We start from the raw sequence: 23,124 nt of genomic DNA, 5'->3' as shown, positions 1-23,124 counted from the left end.
GATCAGGCGCGGCGCCGCTGGAGGACATCATCCAGGTTGCTCAAGGCGCTCTGGGCCTTGCTGAGCTGCTTAGTCTCAGAATCGTCGGCGGTCTGCGGATCGGACGCTGCCGGTCGCGCCGAGGCCTGCTTGAGAGACGGTTTCCCTACGGCCTTCGGCGCCTCGGGAAGGTCAAGGGGCATTGGGGCCGCACGTTCGGCCTTCGGGGCTTCGACGTAGGTGGGCTTGGGAACCTCGACGGGCTCCCAGCTCGTGCCCTCCGCTACTGCACCCGCGTCGGCTGCCATGGCCGCCGAGGCATCCCCAGAGGCAACGGCTTCAGCGAGGGCGGCCTGGCGGAGTTCCAGTGCCGTCAGCGGCTTCGGCGCGGGCTCGGGCGTGTCGCGGCCCGCTTCGGCGTCGAAGAGCGGGCTTTCCGGCCGGGCAGCGGGACGTCCGTCGGGAAGGGAGGGGGTCTGTTCGGGCACCGACGGCCGCGCAGGGGTGCGTACCGGGCTGCCCATGGCTGCACGGAATGCAGCGTTCATCTTCCGCCGGCGATCGCGGACAGCAAGACGACGAAGCAGCGCCACTGCGGCGAAGGCGCCCAAGAGGGCGGTCACCGGCAGCCAGCCTGAACCGATGCCGAAAAGCCGAAGGGCCCCGGACACCACTGCCGTGAGGAGAGCCAGGAGCCCGGCTACCGCCAGCACCAGCCGCGCCCAACGAATCCGGAATGCCGGGGAGCCCGACGCAGCAATCGGACTCACCCGAGGGGTCGCCGCTTTGCCCGCCCCAGGCCCAGGTGTGCCGCCGGCCGGGTCTGCGCGCTGTGTGCTGATCATGGGTTTCTCCTGCTGCGCCGCCATTTTCATAACCTTCCCCGCATGTGGATCTGCTGGTTCCATGTCAATGACATCCGCCAGGAATTCGCCTGCAGGCTGCAGCTGGTGGCGTCCGTTCCGGAGAACGTAAGGCGCCACCCACACGATCCAGAGCGCAACAGCAATGACAAGGATCACAGAGCTGCTAAGAGGGAAGTCCACACTCAAAACCGTATGAGGTATATGGGGTGCTGCCCCGCATTGTCAGGGGTGTGTCGCGCGCGCAGCGGCGACTGGCCGGCGTCGGGGCGTCGTGGCTGGTCAGGCGGCTCTCATGGGCCTCAGGACTGGCGGGTTCTCAGCCACCGCGCGAGGAGGCCTTCCGGCACTTCCTCAGCCGTGAGCGCGAACGTCCGGTGGTCTGCCCATTCACCGTTGATGTGCAGGAACCTGGGCCGGAATCCCTCGTCACGAAACCCGAGTTTTTCCACCACGCGCAGGCTCGGCGCGTTCTCCGGTCTGATGTTGATCTCCATGCGGTGCAGGCCAAGGGTGCCGAAGCAATAGTCGGTCGCCATGGCCACGGCGGTCGGGGCGATCCCCCGGCCGGCCCGTTCCTTGTCGACCCAATAGCCAAGCGTCGCCATCATGGCCGATCCCCAGACGATCGAGGACACCGTCAGCTGCCCCACGATCACCGGCGCCTGATGGCCTGGTGTCCATTCCGCGATGACGAACGGCAGGGCCGTGGCCTGCGCGGCCTGGGCCTTGAGCGAGCGCACCATCTGCCGGTAGTCCGGCAGGCCGCCGCCGGGGACCGGGTTCGATGCCTCCCAGGGGGCCAACCACTCGCAGTTGCGGGACCTGAGCGCTGTCCACTCCCTGCGGTCCCGGTACCGGATCGGGCGCAACACGATGTCGCCGCTCTCCAAGGTCACCGGCCAGGTGAAGCTGCCCCCCACGGGAGTTATTTGGCGAGGCTGGGGGCCAGGCTGGACGCGAAGCCGGGCAGCCATTCGCGCAGGCCCGGGCCGAGGTCCTCACTGTCGCAGGCGAGCTGGACACAGGCCTTGAGGTAGCTGAGCTTGTCGCCGGTGTCGTAGCGGCGGCCGCGGAAGATGACGCCGTACACGCCGTAGCCCTCGCCGGTGCCGGCCGAGAGTTCCTGCAGGGCGTCCGTGAGCTGGATTTCCCCGCCGCGGCCGGGCGCGGTGCGCTCCAGCACTTCAAAGACGGCCGGGTGCAACACGTAGCGGCCAATCACGGCCAGGTTGGACGGGGCGTCCGCGACATCGGGCTTCTCCACGAGCTGGTTGATGCGGACGTAGTCCTCACCGCCGATTGCCTCGACGTCCGCGCAGCCGTAGGCACTGATCTGGGACGGGTCCACCTCGATCAGAGCGACCACTGACCCGCCGGTCTTGGCCTGGACCTCGATCATGGTGCTGAGGAGCTCATCGCGGGCGTCAATGAGGTCATCTCCCAGGAGGACGGCGAACGGCTCATGCCCGACGTGCTGCTTGGCCCGGAGGACCGCGTGGCCGAGGCCCATGGGATCGCCCTGGCGGACGTAGTGGATGTCACCGAGGTTGCTGGCGGCCTGGATGGATTCGAGCTTCGCAGTGTCACCCTTCGCCTCCAGGGTGGACTCCAGCGCGGGGACGCGGTCGAAGTGGTCCTCCAACGCCCGCTTGTTGCGGCCAGTGATCATCAGGATGTCGTTCAGGCCGACATTCACGGCCTCCTCGACGACGTACTGGATGGCCGGCTTGTCAACGACAGGCAGCATTTCCTTGGGCATGGCCTTTGTGGCCGGGAGAAACCTGGTACCAAGGCCCGCGGCGGGGATAACGGCCTTGCGGACGGAAGCGATGGGTGTATTCACACGACTAATCTAACGGAGGGACCAATCATTGCGTAATCATTATGCGAACTGCCTGCCGGGCCCCCCGGTGCAGCGCGGCCGCAAAAGGCAGAGGACGGGCCAAGATGGCGTCAAAAGAGGAAATTCGCTCCAGCCACAGGGCGGCGCGTTCCGCACTCCCGCTGGCCGCACAGGACACCGCCGCGGCGGGCATCGCCAGCCACGGGCTCGCGTGGGCCTCCGGGCTTGGCCGCGGCCGCCAGGGCACCTTCGCGGCGTACCTCGGTGTGGGCGCCGAACCGCCCACACTGCCACTGCTGACTGCCCTGGTCGAGGCCGGGCACCGGGTGCTGCTGCCCGTTTGCGAACCCGACATCGAGCTCAGCTGGGTGTACTGGACTCCCCAGTCCGGGTTTGTCCGCAGCCGGTACGCGCCCATCCAGGAGCCTGTCGGAGAGCGCCACGGAACCGAAGTCATGCGGGACGCCACCGCAATCTTCCTGCCGGCCACCGCGGTGGATTTCTCGGGCAACCGAATCGGGCAAGGCGGCGGCTACTACGACAAGTTCCTTGCCGCCCTGGCTGCCATGTCCTCCGCATCCGGCGGGGCGGACGCCGGGGCGGCCGACGCTGCAGCCGACGCTGTCGCGTTGCCGACTGCCGCCGTCGTCTATGACACGGAGGTGCTGCCCGCAGGCAGCATCCCCGCGGAGTCGTTCGACCGGAAAGTCGACACGGCGCTGACCCCGGGCGGGATCGTCCGGCTCGGCCGATCCCGGCCTGCCTGATCCGGGTTCCCGCCAAGGTGATAGAATTGGCACTCAGGCCCTGCGACTGCTAAGGACGGAACAGGTCGATAGACATATCGGCGGTGATCCGGACTCCGCAGCACGGGACCTGCTCGTTTGCCCCTGAGGAGGATTTCCAGTGCCCACGTATGCATACGCCTGCAAGGACTGCAGCCACGCCTTCGAGATCGTGCAGTCGTTCAGCGACAACTCCTTGACGTCCTGCCCCGAGTGCCAGGGCACGCTGCGCAAGAAGTTCAACAGCGTCGGCGTAGTGTTCAAGGGCTCCGGCTTCTACCGGACCGATTCGCGCGACACCAAGGGCAGCACGGTTTCCCCGGCTCCTGCAGCTCCCGCGGCCACCCCCGCGCCCGCCGCAGCGGCCAGCTAAGGCACCTGCCGGGTTGGCACCGGCCGCCGGCTGGGCTACGGCCGGCTGATTCTGGGCACTGCCTGAATCCCTGTCCGCTGTTGCCGCTGTTGCCGTTGTCCACATAGGACGTTCCGCAGCTGCCGCCGCTCTGCGCAGATCCGTAGCGTGGCGGCATGGAACTTTTCCTCACCGCGGTTTCCCCGCCTTCGTTCAAGACGGCTGCCCCGGCGGCGCCTGTGCCGTCTTCCACGCCTTTGTTCAGGCCGTTCCGCGCCGCAATGCCTGAAGCTGGCCCCGGCCGCTGGTCCCGTACCGGTATCCGTCCAACGAGCCTTCCTGCCGCCACGTTTTCCGCCGCAGGCCTTCCGTTCCGGAGCCGGATCGGTCCCGTGAAACCCCGCCGGCGTCCGCCCCGCGGCCGCCCGTCGTGGCGCCGCCTGCGCGGCTGGCTGAACCGGAACCGGCGGCTTATCGCGGCCCTCCTGTTCTGCATCCCCGCCGGACTGACAGTTCAGCAACTGGCTCCAGCGCCCACTGACACTGTCGCAGCCTTCGCCGCCGCGGCCGATCTGCCTGCTGGAAAGTCCCTGGAACCCGGCGATCTCACCAGGATCAGCGTGCCACCCGGCCTTATTCCTGCGGGCAGCCCCGGCAGCGAGACCGCGTTCGAGGGAAAACAGCTGGCCGCACCGTTGCGCCAGGGCCAGCTCCTCACCGACGCCCAGATCCTGGGACCGGGCCTGCTCGCCGGAAGCCCGCGAGGCTCTGCGGCCGTGCCGCTGAGGATGGCAGATCCGGCCTCCATCCAGCTGGTCACCCCCGGGCAGCTCGTCAACGTGGTGCTCACTGCCGGCAACGGCATGGAACAACCCGGCGAAAGCCAAATCCTGGCCGAAGCCGTTCCAGTGCTCTGGACGTCGGCGCAGGGCGGCAAAGCCGGCTCCTGGCCCGCCACTGCGGAGACTGACGGGCTGGTGGTGGTGGCAGCGACGGCCGACCAGGCCCGTAGGCTGGCGGGCGCGTCTACCCAGGGCAAATTGTTTTTCGTGCTTGTGGCGTCACCGCCGGGCTAGCTGTCCAGCCAGCAGGGCGTTTCCGCCGGGCCAGTGGCCCGGGCCGTATGCTCCGACGCGGGCCGCGCCCGCAGGCTCTGGGCTGCGGGCCGCCACGTCAGCCCCAGTGCGGCGGCTTCTGTTCCTGGAGCCAGGCGTCGTGATCGTAATTATCAGGCTGGTCACCCCAGCGCCGGGGGTCGTCTTCCGCCGCCTTGTTCGGCAGCACACCCTCCGGAACGGTGGCCTGTGCCTCCGAACGGCGCGACGTCTCCTTCGCGGCCTCCTGGTCCGGCCCGTCGCCGGTCGATTCGCCGGTCGATTCGCCGGCCTTCGACCCTGCGGGGTCGGCCGCGGCCCCGGTCGATTCGCCGGGCTTCGGCTCCGCGGTGTCGGCCGCGGCGCCCGCAGCGCCGGCTTCGCGGGCGCCGGTGGCGCCGGCGTCGTTCGTGTTGCCGGTGTCGTTCGTGTTGTCGGTGTCGCCGGTCTCGCCGGTGTTGCTAGTGATGCCGTCCGCACTCATGCCGCCGGCCTCCTTACTGCCTGTATTGCCTGTCATTGCTGTTGCTGGTGCCTGCCGGCGGAATTCTTGGCCAGCAGTTTCGTGGCCGCGGAACACCTGTCCCGAGGGTTCGGCCGCCACGTGGTACTCGGCGGCCCGCGCCTCGTCGATCGCCAGGTGTTCGATGCCGTCGTCGAAGAAACCGTGCGATGTCCGCAGCCGGCTGGACACGGCGGGCTTCTCCAACCCGAGGTAGCCGCCAATCCGGTCGGCGCAGGCCGAGGGGTCGGTGAAGACCTCTATGGTCCATAGGGGCATGTACCGCCAGCCAAGCCGCTCCAGGAGCTGCGGCCTGAGCCTGCTCCGTTCGCGGACGCTCATCCGCCGGTAGTGGCTCGTACCGTCCGACTCGATCGCCACCGGACGGGGAATCTCCGCATCGTCCTGGCCGATCGTGGTCATCGGATCGGCGGCCGCCACCATGTTCAGGACACCGTCGTACTGGTGCCACACCCGTGCCCCGCGGGCCCGGAGCCGGTCACCCAGGTCGGCCACGAGCGGATCGGCGCCGAGCGCCTGCTCGCTGGCCGCAGCCCGGGAGGCGGGGCTGCCAAGATCCGTGTTGCCCGCGATCTCACGGTCCAGGAGCTCGTAGAAGTCCACGGCGCCGTGGCTGAGGCGGCTGACATCAAGGTCTTCGGGCCGGAAGCAGCTGAGCACGTGCAGGGACCGGCGGGCACGCGTCATCGCCAGGGCGAATTTTGCTCGGCCACCTTCGGCGGAAAGCGGCCCGAGGCTGTGGAGGGTGCGCCCATGCGGGGTACGGCCATAACCCGGGGAAAAAATGACGTGGTCGCGGACCAGGCCCTGGGCCCGTTCCAGATCCACTACGCGGAAGGACTCATCCCCCGCAGTGAAGAAGCTGCCCAGCATGGGGTAGTTGGGCAGTTGCGCCCTGATGGCCTCGCCGATCCGGGCGGCATGGCGAAGGCTGCCGGTCACCACGGCCAGCGACGTCCGGGGGCGGAGCCGGGCGTGCTCGAAGACCAGCTCCACCGCGCGGTTGACCTCGGCAACAACCGATTCGACGCCGTCGTGGTCAGCGCTGGGCAGCCCCGTGCCGTCGGGGAGGTACTCCACGCTGAGGGTACGGTCCAGCCCTGTGGCGGATTGGCCCTCCGGGAGGCGGGTGAGTTCCCCGCCGTAAAAACCCTTGCTGAGCTGGCGCACCAGGTCTTCATCGACCGCACGGTACACGGTCCTCAGGTTCCAGACCGGAAGCACGGCAGAGAGTGCCCGGAACGAGCTCTCAACGCTTTGGTAGGAGCTCTCCCCCGCGGCGAGCCGTTCGACGCCCACGGTAAAGGTCCGGGGGCTGGCGATCTGTTCGTCGCCGAAGGCGATGACCTGCCGGGACCGGGCGATCGCCGGGAGGACGGCCTGCAACGAGGTCGTCTCGGCGTCGAGAATCACGACGGCATCGAAGGTCTGCTCGATCGGCAGCAGACCCGTCATGAGGTAGGGGCTGACGGACCACACCGGTACCAGTGTGGGCAGCAGCTCCTGCGCCTGGCCGCTCAGGGCTGCCAGGGTCACCCGGCCGTCCTTCAGCAGGCTGCGCAACAGCTCGGCCTGGCGGGGGTACGCCGAGATGGCAGTGCGCCAGCGCTCGGACAGGTTCCAGCGCAGCCGGGCAGCGCCGCTGGCGATATGGGCGTTGTCCGCGAGACGGTACTCCGCCTCAAGCTGGCGCAGGGCGTCGCCGTCGGACATGGCGAGGTAGTCATCGCCGCTGATCATGGCCTCCAGGGCCGACTGCCACCAGGCCAGCTCGAGTTCGGCGGTCACCGAACCTTCCGGGACCTCTCGCTCGGCAAGGTCGGCGAGAAGCTCGCCCAGGCCGTGCTCTCGCATGCTTTCGACGAGCAGCGTGCGCTCCGGAAGGGTTTCAAGGGTCGCGGTGTCGGCGACGAGCCGCCGCACCCGGGGCAGGAGTTCGTCGTAGGGTGCGCGGTCCAAGTCGCCGCCGGCGGCGGTGTGCTTGACAGCCAGGCCCAGTTCAGCCAGTTCCGCTGCAAGCTCCCGGTAAAGGCCGCTGATTTCAGCCAGCCCGGACGGCACGGCCGGGTGCCGCTGCGTGGTCGCGTAGCCGGACCAGGCGGCGCGCTGTTCCTGCACGAGGACCAGGGAGCTGTGCAGGTCCGCGATGTGCACGCCGGGCCGGACGTACTCCTTGGCCACCCTGCGCAGGCGTGAGCGCTGCATGGACGGCATTTCGATCCCGCGTTCCCTGCGCCAGGCAGAGGACGCGGTGGCCGAGATCAGGTCGTGGACGGGCCGGTCAAAGATGTCGGGAGTGAATTTGTCCAGACTTTCGCGGACGGCCACGAGAAGTTCGATCTGCTCGCCCCATTCGGCGAAGGTCCGGCCGAGCCGGATCTCTGCGTGTTCCGCCACGGCATCCATGCGCCCGCGCAGCAACGGCAGTTTTTCCGAAACGGACTGGGCAACGCCCTGCGCTTCCTGCGTCTCCTTGCGGGTCAGCAGGCGCGCGCCGTGCCAGGGGCTGGTGGTCGACGCGCGGCTGAAGCTGCCGAGCTCGGCGGCGCGGCGGAGCCGGCCTGCGAGCTCCTCCCGGTCCCGGATATTGTCCAGCACGCTGCGCTTGAGCCGGACGGTCGTCGCCGGTGCCGGCTGGATGGAGGTCAGCTCTGCAAGGGACTGCATGGCCTCATACGGCGAGCAACCCCAGCGCGCCCGGACGTTGTGCAGGGAGGCTACATGGTCCATGAGTGCGTGGCGGTGGCCGGTCAGTGTGGCGTGCAGGTTGCTCAGTTGCGGCTGCAGCGACTTCTCGTTGCGGACGATCGCCCGGACCAGCTGGCCCTTCAGCTGCAGCGGGCTGGCGCTGCCCGTCAGCTGCAAGAGGACCGAATCCAGGCCGAGGCCATCCAGCTGCCCGGAGATCTCGGCGAGGCTGGCCCGCCTGTCGCCAACCACCAGGACGGACTTGCCCTCGTCCACCAGGGCGCCGATGGTGTTGATGACTGTCTGGGTCTGGCCCGTGCCCGGCGGGCTGCTGACCACCAGCGAGTCGCCCGCCCGGACGGCGTCGACCACATACTGCTGGTCCGTGTCGGCGTCGAGCAGCAGAAGCTCGTCGGCGGGGTCACGGTCGTCCGTGCTGGGGAAGCGGCCGGGTTCCAGAGCAGGCACGTCGACCAGTTCGCCGGAACCGGACCGGGCCAGCGCGGTGACCAAGGGGTTGTTCTGGTTGATCCACGGATCATCGAGGTTGCCGGAGAGGTCGGCGAAGGTGGAGACGAGCAGGTTGTGTTCGACCTCCGCGCCGTGAATCGGCTGGACCAGGGTGCCCAGGCGGTCCAGAACGGGCTGCGGGTCGTAACGGGCCGTGCTGTACGCCATCCGCGTCACCGCGTTGACGTCGAAAACGATCCCGTGGACGGTCTTGAGGTGCCGGACCAACGCCGGGTTGATCTGCGCCTGTTCGGTGAGCTGCAACTCATAGTCGTCCTCGCCGGGGCGCACCGTGAGGGATATGGCGGTGAGCATGACCGGGGCCGAGATCCGTTGCGGCTTACCGCCGACGGCGGACGTCCAGACGACCGTGCCGGCGGAGAAATACCCCGCGTCGATGCCGCGGTCATTGGCGAGTTCGAAAATCTTGGAGCGCAGGTTGCGCGATGCCCGGGCCGCGACAACGAATTGCTGGCGGTCGCGGATCAGGGTCGAGAGCCGGGTACGCCGCCCTGCCATCAGCTGGGCGAGCCCCGAGGGATGGGCATGAGTCAGGTCAATTGAGCCTTCGGGCGTCTTGGTGAAGCGCAGCATGGTATCTGCACCGGTGACGGGCTTGAGCCCCGACAGCCATTTCCTGAACTCCTCGGAGCCCTCGGGGTGGCCTTGACCAACTGACACTTCTGCCTTCTTTTCTGTGCTCGACTTCTCTGTGCCGGACCGCGGCGGGCTCGACTCTGGCGGGTTCGTCGTATCAACGCTCGTCTGTGTTGCGTCCGCGCTTTCCCTGGCCGCATCTTGTGTGCTCGCGGTTGCCAGGCTCGCGCGGGACGCCTTGGACCATACCGGCATGCTTTCGAGGGTAGCCCGAATCCCCCGCAGGTGCGGGGCCGCAACACTGGGCGGTGCGAAATTCAGGCTGAATTGTCAGAAACATTGTCAGGAACAAAATGAAATGGCCGGCCTCGAAAGGCCGGCCACTCAGATTGCTATTCCCACTCGATGGTTCCCGGCGGCTTGCTGGTCACATCCAGCACCACGCGGTTGACGCCTTCCACCTCGTTGGTGATCCGGTTGGAAATCCGGGCCAGGAGATCGTAGGGCAGCCGCGACCAGTCGGCGGTCATGGCGTCCTCGGAGGACACGGGGCGCAGGACAATCGGGTGTCCGTAAGTGCGGCCGTCGCCCTGGACGCCCACGCTGCGGACGTCCGCCAGCAGCACCACGGGCATCTGCCACACTTCGTCATCCAGTCCGGCCGCGGTCAGCTCGGCGCGGGCGATCGCGTCGGCCTTGCGGAGCAGGTCCAGGCGTTCCTTGGTGACATCGCCAACAATCCGGATGCCGAGGCCCGGGCCGGGGAACGGCTGGCGTCCGACGATTTCCTGCGGCAGGCCGAGCTGGGCACCGACCGCGCGGACCTCGTCCTTGAACAGGGCGCGCAGTGGTTCAACCAGTTCAAACTGCAGGTCCTCGGGGAGCCCGCCCACGTTGTGGTGGCTCTTGATGTTGGCCGCACCCTCGCCGCCGCCGGATTCGACGACGTCGGGGTACAGGGTGCCCTGGACGAGGAACTTGATCTTCTCCCCGTGCGCCGCTGCCTCGGCAATGATCGCCAGTTCGGCTTCCTCGAAGGCGCGGATGAATTCGCGGCCGATGATCTTGCGTTTGGTCTCGGGATCGCTGACGCCGGCAAGGGCGCTTAGGAAGCGCTCCTGCTCGTTGGCGACGTAGAGCTTGACGCCGGTGGCGGCCACGAAGTCGCGTTCGACCTGTTCGGCTTCGCCCTCGCGCAACAGCCCGTGGTCCACGAAGACGCAGGTCAGCTGGTCGCCGACGGCGCGCTGTACCAGGGCGGCGGCCACAGCCGAGTCGACGCCGCCGGAGAGGCCGCAGATGACCCTGGCGTCGCCGATCTGGTCACGGATCCGCTGGACCTGCTCTTCCAGAATGTTGCCGGTGGTCCAGTTCGGTTCCAGCCCGGCGCCCTTGAAGAGGAAGTTTTCCAGGACCTGCTGGCCGTAGGCGGAGTGCTTGACTTCGGGGTGCCACTGGACGCCGTAGAGGCGCTTGTCCTCATTGGCGAAGGCCGCGACGTCGGCGCCCGCCGTCGTCGCCAGGACCTCAAAGCCCTCGGGGGCTTCGTGGACGGAGTCGCCGTGGCTCATCCAGGTGCTCTGGTGCTGGGGCATGCCGGCCAGGATGGAGCGGCCCTCGCCGAGTGTGGTGGTCTCGGTGGCGCCGTATTCGCGCAGGCCCGTCTGGGCCACCTTGCCGCCGAGGGCGTTGGCCATGGCCTGGAAGCCGTAGCAGATGCCGAAGACCGGGACGCCGGCCTCGAAGAGGTCGGCACCGACGCTGGGGGCGCCGTCGGCGTAGACGCTCGAGGGCCCGCCCGAGAGGATGATCGCGGCGGGGTTCTTGGCCAGCAGCTGCTCGGTGCTGTACGTATGCGGAACCACTTCCGAATACACATTCGCTTCCCGGACGCGGCGGGCAATCAGCTGCGCGTACTGGGCACCGTAGTCAACAACCAGAACCGGCCTGTGGGACGTCTGGGATGCAGTGGGAGTAGTCACCCCACTAGACTACTTTGCGCTGCTGCCCGCCCGCACATTGAGAAGCCGGTGCTGGCCCGAATCGCGGGCCGAGGTAAGCGAACTCACATGCCCGACGGCGGCCGCCGGCGTCGAGTCACTGACCCGGAAGGACTGATCGGGACGGATCAGGAAGGGCGCCGGGTCAGGAGGGGTTCAGTACCGCTGGGGCGCCTGCGGGTTTGCTGCGAGTTCGGCCTCGACCTCGGCGTGGAACTTCTTCTCGACGAAGAAGGACAGGAACGGCACGACGCCACCCAGGGCCATAACCACCAGCTTGGTGAACGGCCAGCGCATGAGCGACCACAGCCGGAAGTTGGAAATCAGGTACACGACGTACATCCAGCCGTGCACGATCAGGACCGTGATGGAGAGGTTGACGCCCCCGATCACCCCTGGCGGCTCGGCGTCGGCGAATCCGAGGCCGAACGGCTGGCCGGTGACGGCGTTGGTGCCGCCGGCGAAGAGGTACTGACCGAAGCCGTACCGGGCGATCAGTTCGGCGCAGAGCAGCAGCAGCATCGTGCCCGTCAGGTAGGCGAGCACCTTGTAGAACTTCAGGGCGGACCGGATTTGGGCCTCGGTGCCGCCGAAGCGGCGCTTCTTCCCGGCTTTCCCCGTGCCGTTGGTGGACTGCGGCTGGATGGCGGGCTGGGGCTCGATCATGATTGCACTCTCGGGTCTGTGGGTTGGGGGGCTGTGGGATGGGATTCGGTGGGCGCTTGGGCCGCGTTGTGGTGGGCCGCGTGGCGGTCGGTTGGGGGCTCTTCGCCGGCCGTTTCCTCGTCGAGCGCGTCTTCGAGGTCGCGGCGGTAGTCGTCCTTGACGAGCCGCCACCAGATGAACAACGCGAAACCGGCGAAGACCACCCATTCCACGGAATAAAAGAGGTTGAGCCAGTTGACCTGCTGCGCGGGCGGCTGCGGGCCGATCCGGAGGGGTTTGACGTCGCCGCCTGCGGCCGCGGCCCCGACGTCGGTGCCGCCTGCCAGTTCGGTGGTCGCTGCGACAAAGCCCGGATAGCTGCTGACGTTCCAGTCGTTGATGAGTTCGGCAACCGAGACGGCGCTGGCGCGGCCGGGTCCGGGATCCGTCCGCGGCAGCGGGGACTCGGACGGCAACAGCCGCCCGGTCAGTTCGATGGTGCCCGACGGCGGCGCCACGGCATCCGCGGGATCCGCCACCCATCCGCGTGCGACCGGAATCCAGGTCTGCGGTGTGGCCCCGCCGCCTTTCAGGGCCGGGGCATCCTTGACGGCGAAGGCCGACACGATCCAGTAGCCCTTCGCCCCGTCATTGAGCCGGCCGGGGACGAGGACCTGCTTCTGGGGGTCGTAGCTGCCGGTGGCGGAGACCATCTGGTCAGCCACGGATCCGGGGAAGAACCCACCCGGCTGCAGGACCGAGGTGAGCTGCCGCGTTTGCTCCGTTGTGGTGGAGACCGGGGCTTCGGCCTGCGTTGAACGGCCGAATTGCCACTGGCTGAGCAGCACAAAGACCCCGGAAATGGCGATCGCGAACACGAGTCCTGCGATCCAGCGGGGTTTGAGGGCAGTTTTCAGCACCCCTTAAAGGTACTTCGTCCCTGTGTAGAACAGCGAAACGGGCCATCGAGAGAGGGGCAGCCGGGTCCCTGCGTGGCGACGGAGTCGACACGAAAGGGCCTGCCCCAATCTCAGTGGTCGAAGAACACCAGGCTGGAATTGATCAGTTCGGCGATCACTTCGGCGTCGTAGGCGCGGCGGAGCGATTCGCGGAAGGACTCTTTCGACAGTGAGCGTGCCAGCGTCGCGAGCACTTCGAGGTGATCGGAAAAGGAGCTCGCCGGGGTGGCGATGAGCAGAATCACTGTGGCCGGGCCGTCGGCCGCGCCGAAGTCCAGCGCCCTGCCATACTTCGTGATGCCGACCGCGATGGATGTCTGTGACACGAGCTCGCTGCGGGCGTGCGGCAGGCCGACACCGCCGGGCAGGCCGGTGGCGAGCTGGTGCTCCCGGGCATTGACCTGCTTGAGGAAGCCCTCGAGATCGGAGATTCGTCCGGCAGCATGCATGCGTTCAGCGAGCTGGGCAGTGGCGTCGAGCTTGTCCGTGGCATCCATTTCGAGGATCACCATCTCGGGTGTGGTGAGCTCGGCGTCGTACCGGTCCAGTGGTTCCGCCAAGAGATGTCCCTTCGAAGTGGCGTCAGTGACGCCGGCCGGCAGTCCAATGACTAGCGTTGCAATCCTGCACTGCCGGCCGGCGCTGAGTCTTAGCGCAGGGGCACAATGTCCTCCACGCCCAGCCGTGCGGCGTCGGCGGATTCGTCGTCCGGCTGCTGTTGGCTCAGGCGCTCGGCATCAACCCGGGCCAGATAGTGCTTGATTTCGCCCTCGCGCTGCGCATCACTCCAGCCGAGAACGTCTCCCATTAGTTTAGCGACTACCGGAGCGGCGGACACACCGCGGTCCCACGCTTCAATCGAAATCCGGGTGCGGCGGGTCAGGACGTCCTGGACGTGCCGGGCTCCCTCGTGCGTGGCCGCGTAGACGGCTTCGGCGGCCAGGTAGTCGTCAGCGCCCGGCAACGGTTCGGCCAGTTCCGGGCTGTCGGCGATGAGCGCCAGCACCTCCGGCGTCATGGCACCGTAGCGGTTGAGGAGGTGTTCGATCCGGGCAACGTGGACGCCGGTCTCCTCCGCCATCCGGTTCCGCTGGTTCCACGCGGCCTTGAAACCGCTCGCCCCCAGCAACGGGACGGATTCCGTGCAGCTGGCCGGGACACGCTCGTCCATGCTGCGCGTCGCCTCGTCGACGGCGTCCTTGGCCATGACCCGGTAGGTGGTCCATTTACCGCCCGCCACCACCACGAGACCCGGCACGGGGTGGGCCACCACGTGTTCGCGGGAGAGCTTCGCGGTGGAATCGCTTTCCCCGGCCAGCAGCGGCCGCAGCCCCGCGTAGACGCCCTCGACGTCCTCGCGGGTCAGCGGGCGCTTGAGGACCTTGTTGACGTGCTCGAGCAGGTAGTCGATGTCCTTGCTGGAGGCCGCGGGGTGGGCCTTGTCGAGGTGCCAGTCGGTGTCAGTGGTCCCGATGATCCAGTGCCTGCCCCAGGGGATGACGAAGAGCACGGATTTCTCGGTCCGCAGGATCAGCCCCACCGTGGACTGGATCCGGTCGCGGGGCACCACGAGGTGGATGCCCTTGGAGGCCCGCACCTTGAGCTGCCCGCGGTCTGTCACCATGGCCTGGGTCTCGTCGGTCCAGACCCCGGTGGCGTTGATGACCTGCTTGGCGCGGATTTTGAAGCTGGAGCCGTCCTCGTGATTGACCACCTTGGCGCCGACCACGCGCTCGCCCTCGCGCACGAAGTCCACAACCGACATCTGGTTGACCGCGTGGGCGCCGTAGTGCGCCGCGGTCCGCACGAGGTTGGCGACGTACTTGGCGTCGTCGACCTGGCCGTCGTAGTAGCGGATGGATCCGACGAAGGCGTCGTCCTTGAGGCTGGGGGCGGCGCGCAGGGTCCCTCGCCGGGACAGGTGCTTGTGGAAGGGGACGCCGCGGCTGTGCCCGCCGGTGATGGACATCGCGTCGTACAGGGCGATTCCGGCGCCGACATAGGGCCGCTCCAGGAACGGTTTGTGGAGCGGGTACAGGAACGGGACCGGCCGGGCCAGGTGCGGCGCCAGGACGGAGAGAATGAGGCCGCGCTCATGCAGTGCCTCTTTGACCAGGCCGAAGTCGAGCATTTCGAGGTACCGGAGGCCACCGTGGATGAGCTTCGAGGACCGCGACGACGTCCCCGCAGCCCAGTCGTTCGCCTCGACGATGCCCACACTGAGCCCGCGGGTCACGGCGTCGAGGGCGGCGCCGGCACCCACGATGCCTCCGCCCACGATCAGGATGTCGAGCTCTTTGCCGGGGGCGGTGCTGCCCCTGAGCACGGTGATTGAAGCCTCGCGAGCCGCTGGCCCGAGGGCACCTCCGGCCTCGGCAGAACCGCCGGGAAAACTGTTCATGTCACGCCTCCATCCGGATCAAACCTCGTAGGGCACCAGACTACGTCCAAGTTTCCCGGATGGGCAGGGCCCTCAACGGCCCGCGCGCGGTTTCAGTTGCCGGCGTACGGCGAGACGACGACGTCGACGCGCTGGAATTCCTTCAGGTCCGAGTAGCCGGTGGTCGCCATTGAACGGCGCAGCGCGCCGACGAGGTTGGAGGTGCCGTTGGTGTGGTGGCCGGGCCCGAACAGAACCTCTTCGAGCGGCCCGACCGTTCCCACGTTGACCCTGTCGCCGCGGGGCAGTTCGAGGTGGTGGGCTTCCTGGCCCCAGTGCCAGCCCTTGCCGGGGGCTTCGTCGGCGCGGGCCAGGGCGCTGCCCAGCATCACGGCGTCGGCGCCCATGGCGATGGCTTTGACGATGTCGCCGGAGGATCCCATGCCGCCGTCGGCGATCACATGGACGTAGCGTCCGCCGGACTCGTCCATGTAGTCCCGGCGGGCCGCCGCGACATCGGAGATCGCGGAGGCCATGGGCGAGTGGATGCCCAGGGCGCGCCGGGTGGTGGTGGTGGCTCCGCCGCCGAAGCCGACCAGCACGCCGGCGGCGCCGGTGCGCATCAGGTGCAGGGCCGGGGTGTAGCCGGCCGCCCCGCCGACGATCACGGGGACGTCGAGTTCGTAGATGAACTGCTTGAGGTTTAGCGGCTCGTGGTCCTTGGAGACGTGCTCGGCCGAGACAGTGGTCCCGCGGATGACGAATATGTCGACGCCGGCGGCCACCACGGTCTTGTAGTGTTCCTGCGTGCGCTGCGGGGTCAGGGAGCCTGCCACCGTGACGCCGGCGGCGCGGATCTCGGCGAGGCGGGAGGTGATCAGCTCAGGCTGGATCGGCGCCTGGTAGAGCTCCTGCATGCGCCGGGTGACGGCCGGGCTGTTGGTCTCGTCAGCGAGGCCCGCGATTTCGTCCAGTACGGACTGCGGGTTCTCGTACCGGGTCCACAGGCCTTCGAGGTCGAGCACACCGAGTCCGCCGAGGCGGCCCAAGGCGATGACGGTCTCCGGCGACATGGCCGAATCCATCGGCGCCGCGATGACCGGCATGTCGAACTTGTAGGCATCGATCTGCCAGGAGACGGAGACGTCCTTGGGGTCACGGGTGCGCCGGTTGGGGACGATCGCAATGTCATCCAGGGAGTAGGCACGACGCCCACGCTTGCCACGGCCAATCTCAATCTCGTAAGTCACTGCTCTAGGTTATCCCAGCGGACGCGGGGCGCCGCTTCGGCGTACTGTGGCGTCATGCTTTGGCGTAACGGACAGCGTTGGATCTTCGACGGACACATTGCCGGACTCGGCACGGGATCGGGCCTGCGCGCGGTGGTGGGCCTGTGGACGCAGTCCCCGTTCGGGTCCTTCACCGACGCGATGGTCCAGCTGCCCTCCGGCCACCGGATCCTGCTGGCACCGAGCGTCGAGGCCGCCGGCTTCATCAGCGCGGTCTATAACTTCGACGAAACCTGCATCGTGCCCCTGGCATCAGAGCATGGGGCGGGGCAGCTCGCCGTCGACGCCGGGCCGCTGCGGATCCGCGCCCGGCTCGGGTCCCGCACCCGGCTGGGCGCCGTGGCGCGGCTGGTCCCCCGGGCTCTGGCGGTGCATCCGCGCTGGCTGCGTGCGGTCAACCCCATTGCGGGCAGAATCATCCCCGGCGTGCGCACTGCGGGCACGGCCAAGGGCGGCCGGCGGGAACACTACGGGGTCACCGATCTGCACCGCATCGACTCCGCGACCGTCAGCTGGGGCGGCGCCGACGCCGGCCCGCTCACCGCCATCCGCCCCGCCGTCAGCTTCGGTTTCAGCAGCGTCCCGCCCGAACCCAGCCTGGCCCGGGTGCGGACGACCATCGAGGGCGCTCCGCTTACTCGCCGCTGACGTTCTCGGTGTCCGGGACGGTGAGCTGGGACTCGAACATCCGGAAGTACCGGCCGCGGCGCGCCACAAGTTCCCTGTGGGTGCCTTGTTCCACGATGCGGCCTTCCTCGAGCATGTAGACCACATCGGCCTTCTCGATCGTGGCCAGGCGGTGGCTGATGGCGATGATGGTGCTGCTGCGGTCGGCGAAGAGCCGCGTGAAGATCCGGTGTTCCGCCAGCGCGTCGATGGCCGACGTCGGCTCGTCCATCACCATGAACGATGCGCCGCGGTAGAAGTTCCGGGCCATCGCCAGCCGCTGCCACTGCCCGCCGGAAAGGCCGGAGCCCTTCCGCCCGCGCGGGTCCTCCATCCAGTTGCTGACGTGGTTATCCAGGCCGTTGGGCAGTTTGTTGATGAATTCGAGGGCCTCGGCATCCGCGGCGGAGCGCCGGACCCGTCCGTCGTCGCGGGGCGAATCGACGTCGCCGAAGAAGATGTTTTCCGCCGCGGTGGCGAATTCATACTTCAGGAACTCCTGGCTGAGCACCGCCAGGTGCCGGTGCCAGGAGGTGACGTCGACGGCGGCGAGGTCCACGCCGTCGAGCATCACCTGCCCGGAGTCCGGACGGTACAGCCCGGCCAGGATACGGATCAGGGTGGACTTGCCGGCGCCGTTCTCCCCCACGATCGCGATGTGCTGGCCCTGCCTGATGGTCATCGAAATGCCGCGGATCACCTCCAGTTCGCTGCCGGTGTACGTGAAGCGGATGTCCCGCAGTTCCACCGTCTTCGGCGCCTGCAGCAGCGGCGGGGCGTGGCCGGACGGCACGGGCAGGGCCATGAAGAGCTCGTAGTCCGTGAGGTTCGCCAGGTCCTCGTCGATTGAGCTCAGTGAGGAGACGAGGCTGTTGGCGGTCGAGAGGGCGCGGCTGACAATCTGCTGGACATAGAGGAACTGCCCCACCGGCTGGGCCCGGGCGATGATCTGGCCCACCACCCAGATCAGCGAGACCACCTCGGCACCGTACTGCAGGGCATCGGCCGCGAGCTGTTTGGGGATGTAGCGCTTCTGGAAGTCCAGCCGGCGCTTTTCATCGGCGTCCCGCAGGCGGGAGCGCAGGCCCATCAGGTAGCCGACAATCCCGTAAAGCCGCATCTCGGCGATGTGCTGCGGCCGCAAGAGGTTGGTTTCGATCATCCTGCGCTGCCGGCGCGAATCGACCTGGGTGTTCCAGTGCGCGATCTGTTCGCGGGAGAGCTTGAACTGCAGGTAGACGCTGGGGACGATCGCAACCAGGACGATCACGGCGATCCACCAGCTGACCAGCAGCAGCGCGCCGATCGCCAGCAGCACGGAGACGAGCTGGGTGAAAATCGCGGCGATCCGGTCCAGGACGCGGGCGTAGGAGTCGGAGAAACGCTTCGCCCGGTCGTACAGGTCCACGGTCTCTTTGTCGTCGTAGCGCCAGAAGTCCAGGGTCAGGAAGCGCTCGTACATCAGGTCACCGACGATCGCGCCGACCCGGAAACTCATGAGCTGCTGGATGTAGCGGTCCACGCTGCTGAACGATCCCCAGAAGAGCCCGAGTGCCGCGGTGATGATGACGTACACGACGGCCTGCGCGCCGGCGTCGGCGTCGCCCGCGTAGGCGGCGGCCAGCGCCGTGGTGGTCAGGGCGGCGAAGTACGTCGTGACCAGCGGCAGCAGTGCCGAGATCAGCGAGCCCAGGACCTTCATGACGACGGCGGCGGGCGAGGCGCGGAAGCTCACCCGCAGCACTTGTGCCACGGCGCGGGCGTAGGGCTTGAGCGCGAGCTTGCGTTTGGGCGCGCGTGCCGGCAGGAGTTCGGACATGCCTCCAGCCTAGTTCCGGGACCCGGAGCCGGGCGTGAGCGGCACTGCCGCCGGGATTCGGGGCGCCCTTAAACTGGGTGAGCCCGCCGAAACTGTGGTTTCGGCGGGCTCACCCGGTTCGGGCAGCGGGTCTTAGCGCGACCCGTAGTTCGGGGCTTCGACCGTCATCTGGATGTCATGCGGGTGCGACTCCTTGAGCCCGGCCGCGGTGATGCGGACGAACTTGCCGCGCGCCTTCAGCTCCGCCACGGTCGGTGCGCCGGTGTAGAACATGGTCTGGCGGAGCCCGCCGACCAGCTGGTACGCCACCGACGACAGCGGACCGCGGTACGCGACCCGGCCCTCGATGCCTTCCGGGATGAGCTTGTCATCGCCGGAGACGTCGGCCTGGAAGTAACGGTCCTTGGAGTACGAGGTGTTCTTGCCGCGGGTCTGCATGGCGCCGAGGGAGCCCATGCCGCGGTAGCTCTTGAACTGCTTGCCGTTGACGAAAATCAGGTCGCCCGGGGATTCGTCGCAACCGGCCAAGAGGGAACCGAGCATCACGGTGTCGGCGCCGGCGACGAGCGCCTTGCCGATGTCACCGGAGTACTGCAGGCCGCCGTCGGCGATCAGCGGCACGCCGGCCGGGATGGCGGCCTTCGCCGACTCGTAAATGGCCGTGATCTGCGGGACGCCGACGCCGGCCACCACACGGGTGGTGCAGATGGACCCGGGACCGACGCCGACCTTGATGCCGTCGGCACCGGCGTCGATCAGGGCCTGGGCGCCTTCGCGGGTGGCGGCCTGGCCGCCGATGATGTCCACGTGCGCGGCAACGGGATCGGACTTGAGCCGGCGGATCATTTCCAGCACACCCTGGGAGTGGCCGTTCGCGGTGTCCACGAAGAGGGCATCCACACCGGCGTCGATCAGCGCCATGGCGCGTTCCCAGCCGTCGCCGAAGAAGCCGATCGCCGCGCCGACGCGCAGGCGGCCTTCGTCGTCCTTGGTGGCGAGCGGGTACTGCTCGGCCTTGGTGAAGTCCTTCGTGGTGATCAGGCCCTTGAGCCGGCCCTGCTCGTCAACGAGCGGGAGCTTCTCTATCTTGTTCGTGGCCAGCTTGTGCGAGGCTTCCTCGCGGCTGATGCCGACGTGTCCGGTCACGAGCGGCATCTTGGTCATGACATCGCTGACCAGCCGCAGCGGGAAATCGGATTCGGGCACGAAGCGGGTGTCGCGGTTGGTGACGATGCCCAGCAGCCTGTTGCCCTCGTCCACGACCGGCAGGCCGGAAACGCGGTAGCGTGCGCAGATTTCGTCCAGCTCGGCCAGCGTGGCCTCGGGGCCGATGGTCAGGGGGTTGGTGATCATGCCGGATTCGCTGCGCTTGACCCGGTCCACCTGGTCGGCCTGGTCGGCGATGGAGAGGTTGCGGTGCACGACGCCGAGACCGCCCTGGCGGGCCATGGCGATGGCCATCCGGGACTCCGTGACGGTGTCCATCGCGGCGGAGAGCAGCGGGGTCTGGACCGTGATGCGCTTGGAGATCCGGGACGACGTGTCCGCTTCCGAGGGGATCACGTCGGTGTGGCCGGGCAGGAGCAGGACGTCGTCGTACGTCAGGCCGATGAAGCCGAAGGGATCGTGTTCGGGCTGGGTCATGAGTGCGCCTCTTACCTTGGGTTACGGGTTCACGGGTAGGGGTTGCAACAGATGACCAGCCCGTCATTACGGGTCTGGCCTGTGCAGAAGGTCATGCAGAAGGTTCGTGCAGATGATTCGTGCAGAAGTCCTCAATAAATAGTAGAACCTTGGCGGCGATAGCCATATTCCGGGCGGTAATGTCCGGTTTCAATGTGAGCCGCCCCATGCCGGACGGCTCCCCCGGCTCCCCCGTCCGGCCGGTGCTGCTCCCCGGCCGGTCGGCGTCGGACTACTTCCAGCCGGTGGCGGCGAGCAGCCTACTTCCAGCCGGTCGCGGCGAGCAGCCGCCGTTCGAACATGGGGATCATGGTCTGGACGTACGTCTTGGTCAGGTGGTTGTCGTCCTTGTAGACGTACACGTTGCCGACCACCGCGGGGCATGTTCCGTTGGCGCAGATGAAATCGCTCATGTCCATGAGGTGCAGCCTGGGCACCTGGCCGCGGTACGCGTCCAGCGGCGAGGACCCCGCGAGCGATTCCTGCTCCGGCACATTGCACTCCGAGGCATCCGGGCCGTTCTTCTGGACGCACTCGGGCATATTGATGGTGAAGCGGGGGTTGTCGCGGATGCCCACCACGTCCATGCCGGCGTCGGTGAACGGCTTGATGCCCGCCAGGTACTCAGGCACTTCGGTCTCGAACGGCGCTTCCTTGTGAGTCAGGGACGCAACCGTGAAAACGGCGTCGGGGCGGTGGTCCAGGACGTACTGCGCGCTGGCCCGGTTGAAGGCGTTGCAGTCCGCGTCCCGCTCCGGGGACTCCCCGCCGAAGCGGCAGTTGCCCTTCAGGAGCGTGACAACTTCCCAGCCGTGGCTTTTCGCGATGGGGCCCAGCGCCGCCATGTACTGCTGGGCATGGGAGTCACCGAGCACCACGATCCGTTTGGTGACCTTGTCTGGCTTGTTGTTCTGCAGGCACCCCTGAAGCAGGGGGTCGCTGGGGACGTTGGCGTCCGTGCACAGCCCGTCGATGTCCGCCCACTCGTTCTTCATCGCCGCCGGCGCGGGGATGATCTTGGCTTCCGGCGTGGGCTTGCCGGCGTTTTCCGGTGCCAGGGCGGCCGCGCCGGGGGTCAGTTCCTTGGGCTGGGACGCCGCCTCGGCTTCGTCGGCCAGGAGCTGGCTCTGCCACACGGCGACGGGACCCGCCAGCAGGGCACCACAGGCGGCAATCACGACGGCGGTGCGCCAGGCGCGGCGCTTGGGCCAGTGCCATTCGCGCAGGGGCTTCTCGACGAAGCGGGTGGTGAGCACGGCCAGGACGAGGGACGCGGCAACGATGCACAGCCCCTGGAACAGGTTGGGCGCCGTGATGCCCGCCCCGGCGAGGGCCAGGACCAGCAGCGGCCAGTGCCAGAGGTAGAGCGCATAGGAGTTATCCCCCAGCGCCACCAGGGGTTTCCAGGTCAGGAAGCGGTCAACCCCGAAGCGGCTGCCGCTTTGACCGGCGGTGATGATCGCCGCGGCGGCCAGCGTGGGCCACAGCGCGATGAATCCGGGGAACGAACGGTCCACGGTCAGCAGGAGCCCGCAGGAGAGCATGGCCACGAGGCCGCCCCAGCCGAGCACGACGCGAAGGACCCTGCCCGGCTTCAGGTACGGCAGGGCGAGGGACAGGAGCGAGCCGAGCGCGAACTCCCAGAGCCGGGCTCCGGTATCGAAGTAGGCGTGGGCCTGGTTCGTTGCGGTCTGCTGGATCGAGTAGGCCAGGGACACGGCGAAGATGGCGCCGAAGGCCGCGGCCAGCAGGGAGCGGTAACGCAGCAGGACGTGGTCCTGGCCGGTCCGGCGGCGGAGCAGGCGGGAAAGAAGTGCGGTGCCGGCAAAGACGAGCGGCCAGAGCACGAACACCTGGCCCTGGATCGAGAGTGACCAGAAGTGCTGGAGCGGGCTCGCGCCCGAATGGTCCTGGGCGTAGTAGTCCACGGCGCTGTCCGCCAGGAGCCAGTTCTGCCGGTACAGCAGGGAGGCCCAGGCCTGTTCAAGGACGTCGGGCCAGCGGCTTTGCGGCAGGATGGCCCAGGTGCCGGCGAGGACGCCGAGAACCACCACGACGACGGCGGGCAGCAGGCGCTTGAGCAGATGCAGCCAGTGGCTGAGCAGCCGCAGCGGCGCGCCGCTTTCGACTTTCCGCGTGAAGCTGAGTGTCATCAGGAAGGCTGAAATGAGGAGGAAGATGTCCACGCCGCCGGAGACCCGGCCCAGCCACACATGGTACGTGACCACCATGAGGACCGCGAGGGCGCGAAGGCCCTGGACTTCGGGGCGGTAGCTTGTTTTTCGGGTCGCCGGAGAACCTGCATCCGCCCGTGGCGGGGTGACGGTGGTTCGCTCGTTCGACACAAAGATCCCTTCAGGCCGGTTTCCAAAACATCAATGTTACCGAAACGTAATTTTCTTTGCCAATCACACGGGCCCGGCGGTGTCCTTCACACGCCTGGCCG

General features: G+C 67.8%; 17 protein-coding genes. 4 read left to right on the top strand and 13 right to left on the bottom strand.

Features of this window, described 5'->3' with window-relative positions; genetic code table 11:
* Window positions 1-2: 2 nt before the first annotated feature.
* From AC1DKN_RS03960 to galU, 3 genes are all read right to left on the bottom strand, one after another.
* A complete protein-coding gene (locus tag AC1DKN_RS03960; protein ID WP_476870538.1) occupies window positions 3-1,001 on the bottom strand; it encodes a hypothetical protein in 999 nt (332 codons plus the stop codon).
* A 143-nt stretch (window positions 1,002-1,144) separates the two neighbouring features.
* Window positions 1,145-1,765 carry a GNAT family N-acetyltransferase gene (locus AC1DKN_RS03955; RefSeq protein WP_476870497.1) on the bottom strand — a complete coding sequence of 207 codons (621 nt, stop codon included), beginning with the start codon at window positions 1,763-1,765 and terminating at the stop codon, window positions 1,145-1,147.
* Between the two features lie 5 nt (window positions 1,766-1,770).
* The gene (galU, locus tag AC1DKN_RS03950; RefSeq protein WP_476855733.1) at window positions 1,771-2,688 is read right to left on the bottom strand and encodes a UTP--glucose-1-phosphate uridylyltransferase GalU; all 918 of its coding nucleotides are present in this window, start codon (window positions 2,686-2,688) and stop codon (window positions 1,771-1,773) included.
* Between the two features lie 104 nt (window positions 2,689-2,792).
* Between galU and AC1DKN_RS03945 the strand changes: the two genes are divergently transcribed.
* The 3 genes from AC1DKN_RS03945 to AC1DKN_RS03935 all read left to right on the top strand — a co-directional run bounded on the left by AC1DKN_RS03945 (window position 2,793) and on the right by AC1DKN_RS03935 (window position 4,901).
* Entirely contained in the window at window positions 2,793-3,455 is a 663-nt protein-coding gene (locus AC1DKN_RS03945; protein WP_230007623.1) for a 5-formyltetrahydrofolate cyclo-ligase, read from the top strand.
* Between the two features lie 139 nt (window positions 3,456-3,594).
* The gene (locus AC1DKN_RS03940; protein ID WP_079550223.1) at window positions 3,595-3,846 is read left to right on the top strand and encodes an FmdB family zinc ribbon protein; all 252 of its coding nucleotides are present in this window, start codon (window positions 3,595-3,597) and stop codon (window positions 3,844-3,846) included.
* A 371-nt stretch (window positions 3,847-4,217) separates the two neighbouring features.
* Complete coding sequence (locus AC1DKN_RS03935; protein WP_476870496.1) at window positions 4,218-4,901, top strand: RcpC/CpaB family pilus assembly protein; 684 nt, start codon at window positions 4,218-4,220, stop codon at window positions 4,899-4,901.
* 97 nt (window positions 4,902-4,998) lie between these two features.
* Here AC1DKN_RS03935 and AC1DKN_RS03930 read toward each other — a convergent pair whose 3' ends face one another.
* The 7 genes from AC1DKN_RS03930 to AC1DKN_RS03900 all read right to left on the bottom strand — a co-directional run bounded on the left by AC1DKN_RS03930 (window position 4,999) and on the right by AC1DKN_RS03900 (window position 16,471).
* Window positions 4,999-9,321, bottom strand: coding sequence for an AAA family ATPase (locus AC1DKN_RS03930; RefSeq protein WP_476870495.1), 4,323 nt, complete (start codon window positions 9,319-9,321; stop codon window positions 4,999-5,001).
* Between the two features lie 308 nt (window positions 9,322-9,629).
* Window positions 9,630-11,219 (bottom strand): glutamine-hydrolyzing GMP synthase, encoded by a 1,590-nt coding sequence (guaA, locus tag AC1DKN_RS03925; RefSeq protein WP_079550220.1) that lies wholly within the window; start codon window positions 11,217-11,219, stop codon window positions 9,630-9,632.
* 174 nt (window positions 11,220-11,393) lie between these two features.
* Window positions 11,394-11,903, bottom strand: coding sequence for a DUF3817 domain-containing protein (locus AC1DKN_RS03920; protein WP_028275738.1), 510 nt, complete (start codon window positions 11,901-11,903; stop codon window positions 11,394-11,396).
* Entirely contained in the window at window positions 11,900-12,802 is a 903-nt protein-coding gene (locus AC1DKN_RS03915) for an SURF1 family protein (RefSeq protein ID WP_476870494.1), read from the bottom strand. Before AC1DKN_RS03915 ends, AC1DKN_RS03920 begins: the two co-directional genes overlap by 4 nt.
* Window positions 12,803-12,912: 110 nt before the next feature.
* Window positions 12,913-13,401, bottom strand: a complete 489-nt coding sequence (locus AC1DKN_RS03910; protein ID WP_028275739.1) for a PTS sugar transporter subunit IIA — start codon at window positions 13,399-13,401, stop codon at window positions 12,913-12,915.
* Window positions 13,402-13,490: 89 nt separating this feature from the next.
* Window positions 13,491-15,242 carry a glycerol-3-phosphate dehydrogenase/oxidase gene (locus tag AC1DKN_RS03905; protein WP_028275740.1) on the bottom strand — a complete coding sequence of 584 codons (1,752 nt, stop codon included), beginning with the start codon at window positions 15,240-15,242 and terminating at the stop codon, window positions 13,491-13,493.
* 92 nt (window positions 15,243-15,334) lie between these two features.
* Window positions 15,335-16,471 carry a GuaB3 family IMP dehydrogenase-related protein gene (locus AC1DKN_RS03900; RefSeq protein WP_230007196.1) on the bottom strand — a complete coding sequence of 379 codons (1,137 nt, stop codon included), beginning with the start codon at window positions 16,469-16,471 and terminating at the stop codon, window positions 15,335-15,337.
* 54 nt (window positions 16,472-16,525) lie between these two features.
* Here AC1DKN_RS03900 and AC1DKN_RS03895 point away from each other — a divergent pair, with 54 nt between their 5' ends.
* Window positions 16,526-17,158, top strand: a complete 633-nt coding sequence (locus tag AC1DKN_RS03895; RefSeq protein WP_476870493.1) for a hypothetical protein — start codon at window positions 16,526-16,528, stop codon at window positions 17,156-17,158.
* On the opposite strand, the gene AC1DKN_RS03890 is transcribed toward AC1DKN_RS03895, so the two are convergent.
* The 3 genes from AC1DKN_RS03890 to AC1DKN_RS03880 form a co-directional block, all read right to left on the bottom strand.
* Window positions 17,145-18,995 carry an ABC transporter ATP-binding protein gene (locus AC1DKN_RS03890; protein ID WP_028275742.1) on the bottom strand — a complete coding sequence of 617 codons (1,851 nt, stop codon included), beginning with the start codon at window positions 18,993-18,995 and terminating at the stop codon, window positions 17,145-17,147. The genes AC1DKN_RS03895 and AC1DKN_RS03890 overlap by 14 nt on opposite strands.
* Window positions 18,996-19,127: 132 nt before the next feature.
* Window positions 19,128-20,639 (bottom strand): IMP dehydrogenase, encoded by a 1,512-nt coding sequence (gene guaB / locus AC1DKN_RS03885; RefSeq protein ID WP_018773740.1) that lies wholly within the window; start codon window positions 20,637-20,639, stop codon window positions 19,128-19,130.
* 299 nt (window positions 20,640-20,938) lie between these two features.
* Window positions 20,939-23,023 (bottom strand): acyltransferase family protein, encoded by a 2,085-nt coding sequence (locus AC1DKN_RS03880; RefSeq protein ID WP_476870492.1) that lies wholly within the window; start codon window positions 23,021-23,023, stop codon window positions 20,939-20,941.
* Between the last annotated feature and the right edge of the window lie 101 nt (window positions 23,024-23,124).

This window comes from Arthrobacter sp. 01N444 (genome assembly GCF_056399305.1).
The sequence above is the reverse complement of the archived record's forward strand: the minus strand, read 5'-3'. Positions and strand labels throughout refer to the sequence as shown.

What these genes read in the sequence shown, in the direction of transcription:
- AC1DKN_RS03945 (WP_230007623.1), top strand. Translation starts at nt 2,793, where the DNA reads ATGGCGTCAAAAGAGGAAATTCGCTCCAGCCACAGGGCGGCGCGTTCC.
- AC1DKN_RS03920 (WP_028275738.1), bottom strand. Translation starts at nt 11,903, where the DNA reads ATGATCGAGCCCCAGCCCGCCATCCAGCCGCAGTCCACCAACGGCACG.
- AC1DKN_RS03905 (WP_028275740.1), bottom strand. Translation starts at nt 15,242, where the DNA reads ATGAACAGTTTTCCCGGCGGTTCTGCCGAGGCCGGAGGTGCCCTCGGG.
- AC1DKN_RS03895 (WP_476870493.1), top strand. Translation starts at nt 16,526, where the DNA reads ATGCTTTGGCGTAACGGACAGCGTTGGATCTTCGACGGACACATTGCC.
- AC1DKN_RS03890 (WP_028275742.1), bottom strand. Translation starts at nt 18,995, where the DNA reads ATGTCCGAACTCCTGCCGGCACGCGCGCCCAAACGCAAGCTCGCGCTC.
- guaB (WP_018773740.1), bottom strand. Translation starts at nt 20,639, where the DNA reads ATGACCCAGCCCGAACACGATCCCTTCGGCTTCATCGGCCTGACGTAC.